Source organism: Pseudoalteromonas sp. NGC95 (assembly GCF_015864705.1).
Lineage (GTDB): Bacteria > Pseudomonadota > Gammaproteobacteria > Enterobacterales > Alteromonadaceae > Pseudoalteromonas > Pseudoalteromonas arctica.
The window spans coordinates 22,692-37,490 of record NZ_JADYWR010000004.1; the positions used below are offsets into that span (position 1 = coordinate 22,692).

Here is a 14,799-nt window from a genome sequence, read left to right on the forward strand (position 1 = left end):
ATAAAATGATCAAAAGTAATATTCTTGCCCTTGATGCTTCAACTGAAGCACTTTCAATTGTTTTACATTTTCAGGGCCAAACATTTCATCATTTTGAAGAATGTCCGCAGCAACATAGCCAAAAAATACTTCCACTTGTGGATGAGCTATTAACTAAAGCAAACTGTAAATTAAAAGACTTAGATGCCATTGGTTTTGGGCAAGGCCCGGGCAGTTTTACTGGTGTGCGTATTAGTGTAGCAATAGCACAAGGTTTAGCGTATTCAACTAATTTGCCGCTTGTAGGTGTGTCTACTTTGGCTATTATGGCGCAACAAGCGTTTGAACAAAACGGTAGTCTTAGTGTTTATCCAAGCATAGATGCGCGTATGGGGGAGATATACTTTGCACATTACCAAGCGCAAAATAATCTAATGCTTTTAGTTAACCAAGAGTGCGTTATAAAACCTGATTTACTAAACAATGATTATATAGCGACCAGTGAGCCATCTGTAGCGGTAGGCACGGGCTTTAAAACCTATCCTGATGCGCTTAATGACTTTGAAAACGTGATAATTAATACTGATATTACATTGCCTGATGCGCGTTATATGTTAGCGCATGTTGAAGCCGCGTTTTTAGCGGGTGACGTTGTAAAAGCGAGTGACGCTCAACCTAAATATGTGCGCGATACGGTAACGTGGAAAAAGCTACCAGGACGTGAGTAATCATATTATTTGCAAATTGGTTGTTTTTAAATCATAATTTTATGCAATATTAAGGTTGGAGACGCGTAATGACGCTGCCTATTGGTTCAGGTTTTTTTACCGGAGATATTCTGGGTAGGGTTAGCCCTACTAAAGTTGTTACTAATAAACCACAGAGTTTATTAGGCCAGCCGGCTGCTCAAAAAACGAATACCGATTATGTAAAAAGCAGTGTCGAGGGCGTCGAACTGGCTAATCAACTGTTTAAAAGCAGTGCTAAAAGCAATGAATACAGCCAAACAATTTACGACCAACCGACAGCTCAAGTAAGTAAAGCGATTTCTACTTATACTGAATTTGCCAATTTAGAACGCAGAGCCGAAGTACAAAATTTAATAGGCGTTGATATATACGCTTAAAGCTCATTCAAACGTTTTAGATAAATACAGCGATAAAATTCAATAAAAAGCCCGAACATGTGTTCGGGCTTTTTGTGTTAAAAACGAGGTGAATTATACCAATTCGCTTAATTAAGTGATCTATTTTGAGGGAAGAAAATCGTGTCGATAACAAGGCAAAAATTTCGTTATTTAGTTGTTCTATACCAGAAATTTTTAACGTAGTTAACGTCAGATTTAACCCCTCAAATTGATTAAGTATTATTGCGGATTGGTATTACTGTTCAATAAAGCCAATTAGCTTATCGGCAATATCAGTATTATTTTGTGAGCCAATAAATTGCTCACTGCCTTTGCCATAGGCAAATACTTGAACGTCTACAGCGGTGTGTCCGCCGGTTGTCCAGCCAGTAAAGCTCGCATCACTAATAATACTTTTAACAGCTAAATTAAGCGCTTTTTCGCCCATTTTTTTAGCTTGCTCTAGTTTGATTTGGTTTTCGGTTGTAAATTCAATATTGGTGTTAGCAGTCCATACTGGTTTTAAGTCTTTAGACTCCATAAGTTTGTCTGTTAACTTACTAGCCGTTGCCTTAACACCTTTAATTACGTCTGTTTCCCATTTAAATTGGCCGTGCGAACCAATAGTTAAACCGCCCGTTGAGTGATCGGCTGTAACTACAAGTATCGTGTCTTTATTTTTATCAACGTACGCTTTTGCTTTTTCGATTGATTTAGCAAAGTCGTCCATTTCAGCCATCGCACAGGCTATATCGTTAGAGTGACCACACCAATCAATTTGGCTGCCCTCAATCATCACAAAAAAGCCTTCTTCGTTCTGGTTATCTAGTAAACCAAGCGCTTTAGATGTTAACTGAGTAAGGCGAGTTGGGTTTATATCAAGTGCAAATGGCAGGCCTTTGCTTGCATACAAACCTATGGCAGGTATTTGTGTAATTTGGCCCAGATTATTAATATCGTCACCGTATTGGTAACCTGCCGCTTTAAATTCTTCAACTAAATTCCGGTCATCACGAATAAAATATTTAGTACCGCCACCTAGCATTAAATCAACGGGTAATTTACCAGCAATCTTATTATCAATATAATCGTTAGCAATATCATCGTAGTTGTAACGAGATTCATTGTGAGCTGTAAAGCTAGCAGGTGTTGCATGGTTTATTTGTGACGTTACAACAAGCGCTGTTGTCATACCACGCTCTTTTGCTATTTCAAGCATAGTTTTAACTGGTTTCTTGTCTGTATCTACAGCAACTGCGCCATTATAACTTTTATGACCGCTACTAAGCGCTGTAGCACCCGCAGCACTGTCTGTTACATAAGTATGGTCGTCAGGGTAGGTATGAGCCATGCCTTTTAAAATAGTGTCAAAAACCGTGCCTTCTACTTCTTTTGTTGCAGGGTCATCTTTAAAATAGCGATAAGCCGTGGTGTAAGCCGGACCCATGCCGTCACCAATCATATAAATTACATTTTTAGGTGCTGATTCTGCGTAAGCACCAGAAGCGGTGCATAAAAGTGCCAATAAGCTGATCTGTTTTTTCATGGTTGTACCTTATGAGTGTACCTTATTTAATAGCCGCTGATATTGTATACAGATAGGATGATAAATAAATGAATATCTGAGATATTTATAATTTATACTTTGATTTTATATACATAGAATTGTAGTTAACGCTGTTAGTTCTATTTATTTAAATTATACTAGTTATAAGCTATCTATATATGGTGCTCTCACCTTTTATTTGTTTAAAAGGTACTCAAAATTAATATGTTAAAAAAACTTTGCTTATTACTCCATTTTTAAGTTATTGAAAATATTGAGTTTGGTTTTCTACTCAGTGCTATATTTGATACCAGGAAGATAATTAAATCGTGAATTTGGCACCATTTTCTAAGTTAGTGGTCTGACAACTTGTATGCTATAAATAATGATGCTCTAAATTAATAAAGGACTTACCGTGCAGCCATTTAATATTGAAACCAATAATTTAAATATTCATGGCTTAAAAGTAGGTTCAGGGAACGAAATAGTAATAGCGTTGCATGGGTGGTTAGACAACTGCCATAGCTTTATGCCAATGTTAAACAACGTTAACCCAAAACACACTTGGTACTGCATTGACTTTGTTGGGCACGGTTTATCGTCTTGGCGAAGTGATGATGCACACTATTATTTTGTTGATTATATTGACGATGTGTACCAACTTATAAATGCGCTTGGTGTTAAAAAAGTACATTTAGTAGGTCATTCAATGGGGGCTATGGTTGCAGGACTTTTTGCAAGCTGCTTTAGCGATTATGTAAAGTCTGTTACCTTTATTGAGGGAATTGGTTGTGTTACAACCCCGAGTGAAGGTGTGTGTGAACAGTTAAAAAGTGCAGTACTAAATAGAGAGCGTTTAAAAAATAAAAAGTCGAGAATTTATAAGTCGAAAGAACTTATTTATGAAGCACGCGCTCAAACAACCGATTTAAATAGCGAGCTTATTACGCTATTAATGCAGCGAAATATAAAACAGGTTCTAGATGGTTTTTCGCTAACAACAGATCCAAAGCTCAAAAATCACTCAGGTTTTAGGTTTAATGAAGCGCAATGTATTGGTGCAATAAAAGATTTAATTGCACCATGTCAATTAATTTTAGGTAACGAAGGTTATTCGTTTGTAAAACAAAATTTGGCAAAGTATATTAGTTATTACAATAGCTTGAAGGTCATTAATGTAGATGGTGGGCATCATTGCCACATGCAAAGCAGTGAACTATGTTTTGAGCATATTCAAGACTTTATGCTGCAAAATGGTGCATGTTAATTGTAAGTTTGTGTTAAATGTGGGATTATTCCTGCATTAGAGTATTTGCTCAATTGTTAAAGCGCCTTACTTAGATTAAGGTTAATAAAAATATAATTATAAACAGGGGCTAAGAGTGGAAAAAATCTGGCTTAAGCGCTACCCAGAGGGTATGCCTGAAACAATCGATCCTGAGCATTACAACTCGTTACTCGAAGTGTTCGAAAAAAGTTTTAGTGACTACACCGATTTACCTGCATTTACGAATATGGGTAAAACGATGTCTTACGATGAAATAGACACAGCAACAAAAAAAGTTGCTTCCTATATTCAAAATGATTTGGGTCTTAAAAAAGGCGACAAAGTTGCCGTAATGATGCCTAACTTACTACAAACACCAGTCACAATTTTAGGTGTTTTGCGTGCAGGTTGTGTGGTTGTAAATGTTAACCCACTTTACACAGTACGTGAATTAGAGCATCAGCTAAAAGACTCTGACACTACAGCTATTTTCATCCTAGCAAACTTTGCTGACACACTTGAAAAGTCACTTGCTCATACTGATGTTAAGCATATTGTGGTCACGCAAGTAGGCGATATGGTTGGCGGGCTTAAAAAGCATGTAGTTAACTTTGTTGTGAAGCACATTAAAAAAATGGTGCCAAAGTTCAACTTGCCTAACACAATTAAATTTTCAGACGTTTTAGCTGCAGATGAAGCTAAATATACGCGCCCTGAAATGAGCTTGTCTGATCTTGCATTTTTACAGTACACCGGTGGCACAACAGGTGTATCTAAAGGGGCAATGCTGAGCCATGGCAACATGGTTGGTAACCTTGAACAAGTTTCAGGTTGTTTAGACAAAGTGTTAAACCGTGGTGAAGAAGTGGTTGTGACTGCTTTACCGCTTTATCATATATTTGCCTTAACAGCTAACTGCCTAACATTTATGAAGTACGGTGGTTTAAATATATTAATTACAAACCCACGAGATATGCCTGGGTTTGTTAAAGAGCTGGGTCAGCACAATTTCACAGCTATTACCGGTGTTAATACATTATTTAATGGTTTATTAAACACACCAGGTTTTGCTGAACTTGATTTTAGTCATTTAAAAATGTCTTTAGGCGGCGGTATGGCCGTTCAACGTCCTGTTGCTGAAAAATGGCAAAAAGTGACTGGCTCAAAATTAATGGAAGGTTATGGCCTTACAGAATGTTCTCCTTTAGTTACTATTAGTCCTTTTGATTTGAAAGCATATAATGGCTCTATTGGTTTACCAGCGCCTAACACTGATATTAAATTGGTTTTAGATAACGGCGAAGAAGCCGCTAAAGGTGAACCTGGCGAGCTTTGTGTTAAAGGCCCGCAAGTCATGGTTGGTTATTACAAACGACCAGATGCAACCGCTGAATGTTTAAAGGACGGCTGGTTTGCTACAGGTGATATTGCGACTTATGATGACGAAGGTTTCTTCTTTATTGTAGATCGTAAAAAAGACATGATCATCGTATCTGGCTTTAATGTTTTTCCTAATGAGATTGAAGAAGTAGTGGCTATGCACGAAGGTGTGCTTGAAGTAGCTGCTATCGGTATTCCTCACGATGTAAGTGGTGAACAAGTTAAAGTTTTTGTTGTGAAAAAAGACCCTTCTTTAACTGAAAAAGATATAATAAGTCACTGTCGTGATAATTTAACTAATTACAAGGTCCCCAAGCTGGTAGAGTTTAGGGATGAGTTACCTAAGACTAACGTAGGTAAGATACTCCGAAGAGCCTTGAAAGATTAGCAACCTATAAAAAAGCCGACATATGTCGGCTTTTTTATTGTAGGAGATTAAGTGCAATACCAATTGATCGAAACCCAAAATCAACTGAACACTTTTGTTGAACAAATAAAAAATAAACCTATTTTAGCTATTGATACTGAGTTTATGCGTCGTCGTACTTTGTATCCAGAAGTTGCACTTATCCAAGTTTTTGATGGTGAGCATTTAGCGCTTATTGACCCATTAGCGGAACTTTCACTATTTGATTTTTGGGAAATACTTAAAGATCCTGCAGTTTTAAAAGTACTCCATTCTCCTTCAGAAGATATTGAAGTTTTTCAAAAGTACGCAGGCTTTGTCCCAGCCCCATTATTTGATACACAATTTGCGTTGCAGCTACTCGGTGAAGGTAATTGTATGGGTTTTGCTCTTATGGTAAAAGAGCTGCAAGGTATTGAAATAGATAAAAGCGAGTCACGCACTAACTGGCTGCAACGCCCGTTAACTAAAAAACAATTAGACTACGCGGCTGCTGATACTTTTTACTTATTACCGTGTTTTGAGCTGATTATCGATCGCATTAATGCCGCTGGCTTCTTTGACATTGTAATAAACGAAAGTGAATTGATTGCCAAAAAACGTGCATTTCAAACACCTGACGAGCTTTTATATAAAGATATTAAAAATGCATGGCAACTTAAACCGCACGAACTAGCGGTGTTAAAAGAGCTTGCTGTATGGCGAAGAAATAAAGCTATCAAGAAAAATTTGGCGCTTAATTTTGTGTTAAAAGAACATAACATGACTGAAATTGCCAAACGTGGTCCTTCAAGTTTAAACGCTCTACGTCAAATTCCAGGGGTTGAAGCTATTGAAGTTAATCGCTCTGGTGTCGATATAATAAAGTGTATTGAAGCTGCTAAAGAAGTTCCAGATGCTCAGCACCCTGATGTACTTAAGCGCTTAATTGATTTTCCTACTTATAAAAAAGTAGCAAAAGATATAAAACAAAAAATCACTAAAGTAGCTAAAGAGCACAATATACCAGAAGATGTTATGGCCTCTAAAAAGCAAGTCAATCAACTGATTAGTTGGAATTGGAAGTTAACCAATGAGCAAAAACAGAGTCATATAAAGCCTGATTTATTGAGCTCTTGGCGATATACCTACGTTAAAGACGCTTTAAAAGAATGGGATACTTAAGACTAAATATTTTCTTTAACTGTGTAATACTTATCTATAGTTTTTGTGTTACATAGTTAAAAGTTTTAGTTGCACGAAGGGGATTAAAACGTAGGTATTTAGAAAGTTATTGCGAAAATAAAGAGGGCGCTTATAAAGCGCCCTTTCTTCAATTACTTCTTTTCTTCATCAGGTAGTGTAACGTTTAGCTCAAGTACGGCTAAATCGTCTTCGTTCTGATCAAACTGAACCTGAACTGCATCGGTACTTACGTTCACGTATTTACGGATCACATCTAAAATGTCTTGTTTTAATTGTGGTAAGTAATCCGGCGTTCCTCGTTGAGAACGCTCGTGCGCGACAATGATCTGCAATCGCTCTTTTGCTAGTGACGCACTGTTTTTCTTTTCTGAGCGGAAGTAGTCAAGTAAAGACACGTTAACCTCCAAAAATCCGTTTAAATAAGCCTTTTTTCTCAACGTCTAAGAAGCGAAAATCGACGGTTTCACCTAGTAAGCGGTTAATTGCATCAGAATAAGCTTGGCCTGCATCAGATTCTGTATCCAATATAACAGGTTGGCCTGAGTTTGAAGCACTTAATACCGCTTGCGATTCAGGAATAACACCTAATAGTGGGATTGACAGAATATCTTGCACATCTTCTACCGATAGCATTTCACCTTTTTCAACACGACTAGGATTATAGCGTGTTAATAGTAAGTGTTCTTTAATGTTTTCTAGGCCTTCTTCAGCACGTTTTGATTTACTGTGTAAAATACCTAAAATACGATCTGAATCTCGAACTGACGACACTTCTGGATTTGTTGTCACGATTGCTTCGTCAGCAAAGTACATTGCCATCATAGCGCCAGCTTCAATGCCTGCTGGTGAATCACACACAATGTAATCAAAGTCTTCTTTTAATTCGTTTAATACGCGTTCAACACCTTCACGAGTTAATGCGTCTTTATCACGAGTTTGTGAAGCGGGTAGTAAAAATAATTTATCTACACGTTTATCTTTAATAAGCGCTTGGTTAAGGTTTGCCTCACCATTAATTACGTTTACAAAGTCATAAACAACACGGCGTTCACAACCCATAATTAAATCTAAGTTACGTAAACCAATATCAAAGTCGATAATAACTGTTTTATAGCCTTTTAACGCTAAGCCTGTGCCAATTGCAGCACTTGATGTTGTTTTACCAACACCGCCTTTACCTGAGGTAACGACAATTACTTTTGCCATGAGATTTATCCTTTAACCAAAGCTGAAATTTCTAATGATTCGTCTTTTTGTTGTATTTGCACTGCATTTCCCCAATGTTCACCTTGTAGTGAATCACTGATCCAGTAGTTACCATCTATTGAAACCAGCTCGGCCTCAAGTTTTTGGCAAAAAATGTGTGCTTCTTTAAAACCTTTTGCGCCTGCAATAGCGCGACCGCGTAGCGTGCCATAAATATGCACATTTCCATCGGCAATAACTTCAGCACCATGACTAACCGCGCCAAGTACTATCAAATCTCTATCTTTTGCATACACCTGTTGTCCAGAGCGAACTGTACCGCTAATAATTTGCGCTGGTAAATGCACTGTTTTTTCTACAATCGACGTATTAGCCTCTTGTTTAACAGGTTCGCTCTTAACGTCTTGTGAATAATTCAAAACAGACAAGCCAGCAGCTTTAGCTTGTGTATGTTGCTCATCTGAGCCATTGCATACACCAACAGCGTTAAAGCTCATACGCTCGATTAATGACTTTAAGTGTACAAAATCAAGTGAACTGTTTTTAATTTCAATTAAATTAACAACAATAGGAGCACCCTCAAAAAACTTAGGGGCCTGGGCTATTTTTATATATAGTTGTTCTGCTAAAAGGTTTATATCAGTACTATAAAGATGCAAAACTGATAACGTAAAAAGATTCCCTTTTAACTCAAAAATTTGGTCCGACATACACGCTCAATTGAATTGTCTGATTAGAAATTAATTTTAGATAAACGTAGGCTGAATAGGGCCTTTATTGAAATTTCTAATCTAATTTTTCTAACTTATTATTACTCTCATGTTATAGTGTGCGGCATTGTTAAGCAAGAATTTATAGGGTCATAATGCTCACTGCAGTATATAAAAGTAAGAAAAAAGCGGATACGTTCTTATTTGTTGAAAAAAGAGATGATTTTGACAAAGTTCCGGAACCTTTAATGGCTATGTTTGGTCAACCTCTTTATGTGATGATCATCAACTTAGCAAAACGTGAGCATTTAGGTGGGTCTGATTTAGAAGCTGTAAAAGGTGCACTAAGTGATCAGGGTTATTATTTACAACTTCCTCCACCGGAACAAAATTTGCTAAGTCAGTTACGAAAAGAAAATGGAGTTGATAGTGATTAAAAAACTTATCGTTATATTATGTGGTGTATGTTTAAGCTCATCTGTGATGGCAAAAACACAGGCCGAATTTCAAGATTATTTAGCAAATTTAAAGCAAGAAGCCATCTCAAAAGGCTATGAAGCAAAACTTATTGATGATGCTTTTGCAACAGCAACATATAAAGAAAAAGTGGTTTCGGCTGATAAAAACCAGCCAGAAGTAAAAGAAACCCTTGAAACGTATTTACCAAAACGCGTACCTCAGTGGAAAATAGACCGCGCCCGCAAGCTTTATGCAGAAAACAAAGATGTACTTGAAAAAGTTGCTAAAGAGTTTGGCGTACAAGCACGCTTTATAGTGGCACTTTGGGGGCTTGAAAGTAACTTTGGTGCTATTCAAGGTGGTCATAACGTTATCGCATCGTTAGTAACGCTTGCTTTTGATGGACGCCGAGAAGCGCTTTATAAACGCCAACTTTGGGCTGCACTCGACATTTTAAAATCGGGCCATATCACGCTTGATAAATTTAAAGGCTCATGGGCAGGCGCAATGGGGCAAACGCAATTTATGCCAACTTCATTTAATGCTTACGCGGTTGATTACAATAATGATGGCCGTAAAGATATTTGGACCACAAAGGAAGATGCTTTTGCTTCAATTGCTAACTATTTAAAGCAAGAAGGCTGGAACGACTCTCTTACGTGGGGTCGCCAAGTACAGTTACCTGAAAACTTTGATAGTAAATACGTTTTAGTGCGTGGTACAAAAACGCGCAAGCAGTGGCTAGAATATTGGAATGATTCTGAGCGCTCATTAGCTGATTGGCAAGCACTGGGTGTTCGTAAAGCTGATGGCTCTGATTTACCTAATGTGGACGTGCGTGCTGCGCTGGTTATGCCTGATGATATAAATGGCCGTATGTACTTAGCGTACGACAACTACAAAGTATTTATGCATTGGAATCGCTCGTATTACTTTGCTACTAGCGTAGGTTACTTGTCGGATAGAATTGGTTATCCAAAAATCTAATTTTAAAATATACCTATAAATAAAGCCGCAATTGCGGCTTTATTCTTTTTTGAATATTTTATCTTTTAAGTCAATAACTTTACCAATTCCAGAACCTAGCTTCATCAGCTTATTAAGTTGCTCTGGCGTTAAACGTTGCAGCTCTGATGACCATTTAGTTACGGTTTCAAGTAGGTTGTGAATTTCCCCCATTTGTTTTTGTGCATAAAGCTCATCGTCGTTACTGGCTTCATCTAATAAGTTATCGCGTAGTAATGTTAAGGTGGGCTCAATTTCGCGCTTTTTACGTTCTTCAAATACGCGATTTGCCATATCCCAAATATCGCCAGCAGGGGCGTAGTACTCTTTTCGATCGCCAGGAATATGCTGCACTTTAATTAATTGCCACGATTGCAACTCTTTAATACCCATGCTTACATTACCGCGAGAAATACTAAGCGCATCTGCAATCTCATTGGCTGTCATTGGATTTTTAGTAATAATCAGCAAACCACACATTTGCCCAATCGTACGATTGAATCCCCAGCGGCTGCCCATCTCACCACAATGCATTACAAAGGCAAAATTCTTTTCGGATAAACTCATAGCTTAGTAACTTTCAGTAATTTCAGAAAGTAAATGCTAGCACGCTCATTTTGGATAGCAAGTTCTTAGCCATTTTATAAATTGATTTTAACGACTAAAGTATGATTTAGATTAATATTTATACATCTATATTGGGATATGTTGTACACAACAATACGTAAATAAATCCTTATTTTTAATTTTTTTTCACATACGATGGAATGACTATGAAAGCTGCAATTAATAATGAATACAAAGGTAAATTACAAATAACAGATCTGCCAATTCCTGAGGTTGGAATAAACGACGTTTTAGTAAAAATAGCCGCTTGTGGCGTTTGCCACACCGATTTACATGCCTGTCATGGTGATTGGCCGGTAAAGCCAAAAATGCCATTAGTTCCAGGGCATGAAGGAGTTGGTGTTATTGATAAAGTTGGAAGCAACATTAAGCACTTAGAAGTTGGCGATAGAGTGGGTATTCCTTGGCTCTATAGTGCATGTGGGCACTGTGAGTTTTGCCTAGATGGCAAAGAAACACTGTGTTTATCGCAGCATAATACTGGCTATTCTATTGATGGTAGCTATGCAGAATATTGTTTGGCTCACGGTGATTACGTTGTAAAAATACCTGAGGGATTAGGCTTTTCTGAAGCTGCTCCATTATTTTGTGCAGGTGTTACAACCTATAAAGCATTGAAAGTATCCGGTGCTAAACCTGGGCAGTGGGTTGCTATTGTTGGTGTAGGCGGGCTTGGACATTTAGCAGTACAGTACGCTAAAGCAATGGGTTTTAATGTAATAGCTGTTGATACAGGTAAAGAAAAACTCGCACTTGCTAAAGAGCTTGGCGCAGATATAACACTCGACTTTAAAGAAGTTGTTCCTAGCGACGCTATTTTTGAACAAGTAGGTGGCGCGCATGGCGTTGTGTGTACTGCGGTATCTAAAGCTGGGTTTGAACAAGCTTATAAAAGTGTACGCCGTGGCGGTAAATGTGTATTAGTGGGATTACCTCCAGAGGATATGCCACTTCCTATTTTTGATACTGTGCTTAATGGCGTGTCAGTAGTGGGCTCTATTGTTGGTACACGTAAAGATTTGCAAGAATGCTTGGAATTTGCAGCGCAAGGTAAAGTAAAAGCGATTATTGAAGAAAAACGCTTAGAGGACATTAACGAGATTTTTGATGATATGCTCAAAGGTGAAATTAACGGTCGCATAGTGGTTACTATTTAATTTAGATTAAGCGTTTATAAAACACAAAAAAGCACGGCTTCTAAATTAGAAAACCGTGCTTTTTAAGTATTTAACTAACCTGAGCTCTGCTTGAGATAGATTTATTATCCAGAGTTCAGGTTAACTAGTTAAAGAGTGTAACTAAAACTTAGTTTTGCATTACGCTCTTCGCCTGGCATACCACCTAAAAACATTGCTTTTGAGTAATACTTTTTGTTGAACAAGTTATTTAAGTTTAACTGCATATGCCATTTATCAGTTGTATACGATACCGCTGTATCGTAAATCGTGTAACTTGGTACGTAACCATCAGGAATCGAGAATGAACTTGAATTAGTACTTCTGTTATCTACAAATGTAATACCACCACTTATATTTACAGCTTCAGGTAAGTTAAACATATCTGCGTAATAAGTTACCCACGTGCTTGCTGTTACGTAAGGCACACCTTTTTGGCGTGTGTCGTAACTGCTGCTGTTAGGATTACTTTTGTCACGTGCATCTTGATAAATACCGTTTACGTTTACTTTCCATTTATCATTTAAGTAAGCGTTTAAATCAAGTTCAATACCTGTTGTTTCTTCTTTACCATCATAATAGCTTTCAGGTACATTTGAGCCTGATGTTAAAGCGTCATAAAGCGGATTTGCGTATTCTAAATTAGTACGAGAGCTTTCGAATATAACAACAGAAGCTAGTAGTTGATCATCAAACGCTTTAAATCTAAAACCTAAATCGTTACTCATTGATTCAGAATCTTCTCTGTCTGCTTCATTACCCGCAACTGAGCCTAATACACTATACGCTGTACGGCCTTTTGAATGATTTACAAATACAGATAAATCTTCAGATGGCTGGTACGTTGCCCCCAGGTTATACGTTAAGCCAGAATCTGATGTACTCGCTTCAGGTGTTGGCTCTGCGCGGCTTGAGCTATAGCGCTCATCTACACCAAAGTGCTCGTAAGTTTGCTCAATTCGGTTATATGCTACACCAATACGCGTTGTAAGCTCTTCAGTAAGATAACCAACATGTTGAATGCCTAAGCCCCATGCTTGTACTTTTTTATTGTAGTCGCTGGTTTTAAGTGGATCGAAGTCATCAAAGCTGCCAGATGGCCAATTTGGTTCTCTTATATCGTAAATATACGGCAATGAACCTTGGTACGTTACATCACCATCATTGTTTGTGAGTACGTAATCTTGATCCCATATTGAGAATTGTTTAAAACGAATATCTCTATCTTCGTAGTTTGCGTTAACAAGTAATTCGTTATCTACGTCGCCTAACATAAAGTCATAACGTAAATCTAAAAAGTACTGCCATGATTTTTCATCTGCTTCTACTTGGCGGTATTCTTGGCGGCGTGCTGCATACGGGTAAAGTACACCGTCTTCAACTAACGGAGCACGTGGGTCATTATTTATAATTCCATCACGAGTAGAGTAAACGTAGTTATAAGCACCTGTTTGGCGCGCAAAACTTGATGTGTAGTTACGGTACTGTAGCTGCTGGTTTAAAAACAAATCGTCAGTAATGTAATAGTTATGCGTTAATTTAAAACGCAGTTCTTCACCTTCGTTAGCATCAGCCATTGGTGAAATAATACCATTTGTGCCAAAGCTATAAGGTGTTAATCCATCAGATGAAGATAGCGAATTAGCAAGTTGGTCGCGTTGTGCATCACTTAACTGTACGCCGCTTCCTGTCGGATCGTTTACTAAATCGGCACCGGTTACTTCACCCGCGCTTAAACCATTTGCAGTTTCTGCATTGTAAATACGAATAGGGTGACCAATAGAATCAACCGCTATTTCATCTTTTATATATGCTGCAGAAAGCATGATGTTTTGTCTGTCGTTTAGCACGTATTTAAGCGAAGTATAAATTTCGTCGCGATCTTCTTTTAAATCGCGAAAGCCGTCACTTGACGCTGTTTTAGCCATTACACGATAGGCCAAGTCATCTGTTATAGCGTTAGTGCTATCAAACGATAATGAATAGCTATCCCACTGGCCAAGCTCAGCGGATACTTTGTGTTTCTCTTCAAACTCTGGCTTTTTCTCTATTAGGTTAATTACGCCACCCGCACTACCAATGCCATATAAACCTGTTGCTGGGCCTTTTAAAACCTCAACAGATTCAACATTTGTAAGTGAACGAGTTGGGTTAAATGTATTACCCAGGCCTGCACCACCATACATACCATCGTAGGTGTAGTTTGCATCTAAACCACGAATTACTAAGTTATCACCAATACCGTAGTTATTACCTGCTTGTGTTAAACCACTTACGTTTCTAACTAAATCTTGTAGGCTATCTACACCTTGAGATTCAATAAGTTCACGGTCAATAATCACAACCGGTGCAGGTGTTTCCATTAAAGACATGTCTGATTTAGTAGCAAGACCTGAGCTCATCACCACGCGGTTTTGTTTTTCGTATACGCTGATGCGTTCAATATCAGCATCAACTTGTGTATTTTGGGCAAATGCCATATTTGCATTTAAACAAGCAAGAGTAATAAGAGAGTACTTAAACGTTTTCATAGAGTGATAACTATTCGCGTTATTGAATTTGCGCGAATGATAATGGTTATTGTTTTTAAAGTGAATAGAAAGTTCATTTTATTTGATTAAATAAAACTGTTCGGATAATTAATAAACAAAGTTAAGTCTAATAAAGGTACGGTGTACCTTTATTAGGCTATTTGAGATGGGTGAGGGGTTTATTAAGGCTAAGTAAG

Annotated in this window: 14 protein-coding genes; 8 read left to right on the top strand and 6 right to left on the bottom strand. The window is 37.8% G+C overall.

Features of this window, described 5'->3' with window-relative positions; genetic code table 11:
- Window positions 1–5 precede the first annotated feature (5 nt).
- Window positions 6–707 (top strand): tRNA (adenosine(37)-N6)-threonylcarbamoyltransferase complex dimerization subunit type 1 TsaB, encoded by a 702-nt coding sequence (gene tsaB, locus I6E70_RS05015; protein WP_197188192.1) that lies wholly within the window; start codon window positions 6–8, stop codon window positions 705–707.
- A 68-nt stretch (window positions 708–775) separates the two neighbouring features.
- Window positions 776–1,105, top strand: a complete 330-nt coding sequence (locus tag I6E70_RS05020) for a hypothetical protein (RefSeq protein WP_197188193.1) — start codon at window positions 776–778, stop codon at window positions 1,103–1,105.
- A gap of 256 nt (window positions 1,106–1,361) precedes the next feature.
- Here I6E70_RS05020 and I6E70_RS05025 read toward each other — a convergent pair whose 3' ends face one another.
- Entirely contained in the window at window positions 1,362–2,651 is a 1,290-nt protein-coding gene (locus I6E70_RS05025; protein WP_007580632.1) for an alkaline phosphatase, read from the bottom strand.
- 415 nt (window positions 2,652–3,066) lie between these two features.
- On the opposite strand from I6E70_RS05025, the gene I6E70_RS05030 reads away from it, so the two are divergent.
- The 3 genes from I6E70_RS05030 (at window position 3,067) to rnd (ending at window position 6,868) form a co-directional block, all read left to right on the top strand.
- A complete protein-coding gene (locus I6E70_RS05030; protein ID WP_197188194.1) occupies window positions 3,067–3,918 on the top strand; it encodes an alpha/beta hydrolase in 852 nt (283 codons plus the stop codon).
- A 115-nt stretch (window positions 3,919–4,033) separates the two neighbouring features.
- Complete coding sequence (gene fadD / locus I6E70_RS05035) at window positions 4,034–5,686, top strand: long-chain-fatty-acid--CoA ligase FadD (RefSeq protein ID WP_007580629.1); 1,653 nt, start codon at window positions 4,034–4,036, stop codon at window positions 5,684–5,686.
- Between the two features lie 51 nt (window positions 5,687–5,737).
- Window positions 5,738–6,868 (top strand): ribonuclease D, encoded by a 1,131-nt coding sequence (gene rnd / locus I6E70_RS05040; RefSeq protein WP_007583273.1) that lies wholly within the window; start codon window positions 5,738–5,740, stop codon window positions 6,866–6,868.
- A gap of 152 nt (window positions 6,869–7,020) precedes the next feature.
- On the opposite strand, the gene minE is transcribed toward rnd, so the two are convergent.
- The 3 genes from minE to minC are packed head-to-tail and all read right to left on the bottom strand — an operon-like array spanning window position 7,021 to window position 8,805.
- Entirely contained in the window at window positions 7,021–7,284 is a 264-nt protein-coding gene (gene minE / locus I6E70_RS05045; protein WP_004334706.1) for a cell division topological specificity factor MinE, read from the bottom strand.
- A 1-nt stretch (window position 7,285) separates the two neighbouring features.
- The gene (gene minD / locus I6E70_RS05050) at window positions 7,286–8,095 is read right to left on the bottom strand and encodes a septum site-determining protein MinD (protein WP_007583272.1); all 810 of its coding nucleotides are present in this window, start codon (window positions 8,093–8,095) and stop codon (window positions 7,286–7,288) included.
- 5 nt (window positions 8,096–8,100) lie between these two features.
- On the bottom strand, window positions 8,101–8,805 hold the full coding sequence (gene minC / locus I6E70_RS05055) for a septum site-determining protein MinC (protein WP_007583271.1): 705 nt from the start codon (window positions 8,803–8,805) through the stop codon (window positions 8,101–8,103).
- Between the two features lie 155 nt (window positions 8,806–8,960).
- On the opposite strand from minC, the gene I6E70_RS05060 reads away from it, so the two are divergent.
- Both I6E70_RS05060 and I6E70_RS05065 read left to right on the top strand, forming a co-directional pair.
- The gene (locus I6E70_RS05060) at window positions 8,961–9,242 is read left to right on the top strand and encodes a YcgL domain-containing protein (protein WP_007583270.1); all 282 of its coding nucleotides are present in this window, start codon (window positions 8,961–8,963) and stop codon (window positions 9,240–9,242) included.
- Window positions 9,235–10,251: a lytic murein transglycosylase gene (locus tag I6E70_RS05065; protein WP_024594339.1), complete on the top strand. Its 1,017-nt coding sequence runs from the start codon at window positions 9,235–9,237 to the stop codon at window positions 10,249–10,251. Before I6E70_RS05060 ends, I6E70_RS05065 begins: the two co-directional genes overlap by 8 nt.
- Window positions 10,252–10,290: 39 nt before the next feature.
- Here the strand turns inward: I6E70_RS05065 and I6E70_RS05070 are convergent, their stop codons facing one another.
- Window positions 10,291–10,836, bottom strand: coding sequence for a GbsR/MarR family transcriptional regulator (locus I6E70_RS05070; protein ID WP_010552940.1), 546 nt, complete (start codon window positions 10,834–10,836; stop codon window positions 10,291–10,293).
- 206 nt (window positions 10,837–11,042) lie between these two features.
- Between I6E70_RS05070 and adhP the strand changes: the two genes are divergently transcribed.
- The gene (adhP, locus tag I6E70_RS05075) at window positions 11,043–12,053 is read left to right on the top strand and encodes an alcohol dehydrogenase AdhP (protein WP_197188195.1); all 1,011 of its coding nucleotides are present in this window, start codon (window positions 11,043–11,045) and stop codon (window positions 12,051–12,053) included.
- 128 nt (window positions 12,054–12,181) lie between these two features.
- Here the strand turns inward: adhP and I6E70_RS05080 are convergent, their stop codons facing one another.
- Window positions 12,182–14,602 (bottom strand): TonB-dependent receptor, encoded by a 2,421-nt coding sequence (locus I6E70_RS05080; RefSeq protein WP_169060531.1) that lies wholly within the window; start codon window positions 14,600–14,602, stop codon window positions 12,182–12,184.
- Window positions 14,603–14,799 lie beyond the last annotated feature (197 nt).

Excerpts from the sequence above, each read along its gene's own strand:
- tsaB (WP_197188192.1), top strand. The coding sequence starts at position 6 with ATGATCAAAAGTAATATTCTTGCCCTTGATGCTTCAACTGAAGCACTT.
- I6E70_RS05020 (WP_197188193.1), top strand. The coding sequence starts at position 776 with ATGACGCTGCCTATTGGTTCAGGTTTTTTTACCGGAGATATTCTGGGT.
- I6E70_RS05025 (WP_007580632.1), bottom strand. The coding sequence starts at position 2,651 with ATGAAAAAACAGATCAGCTTATTGGCACTTTTATGCACCGCTTCTGGT.
- minD (WP_007583272.1), bottom strand. The coding sequence starts at position 8,095 with ATGGCAAAAGTAATTGTCGTTACCTCAGGTAAAGGCGGTGTTGGTAAA.
- minC (WP_007583271.1), bottom strand. The coding sequence starts at position 8,805 with ATGTCGGACCAAATTTTTGAGTTAAAAGGGAATCTTTTTACGTTATCA.
- I6E70_RS05060 (WP_007583270.1), top strand. The coding sequence starts at position 8,961 with ATGCTCACTGCAGTATATAAAAGTAAGAAAAAAGCGGATACGTTCTTA.
- I6E70_RS05070 (WP_010552940.1), bottom strand. The coding sequence starts at position 10,836 with ATGAGTTTATCCGAAAAGAATTTTGCCTTTGTAATGCATTGTGGTGAG.
- adhP (WP_197188195.1), top strand. The coding sequence starts at position 11,043 with ATGAAAGCTGCAATTAATAATGAATACAAAGGTAAATTACAAATAACA.
- I6E70_RS05080 (WP_169060531.1), bottom strand. The coding sequence starts at position 14,602 with ATGAAAACGTTTAAGTACTCTCTTATTACTCTTGCTTGTTTAAATGCA.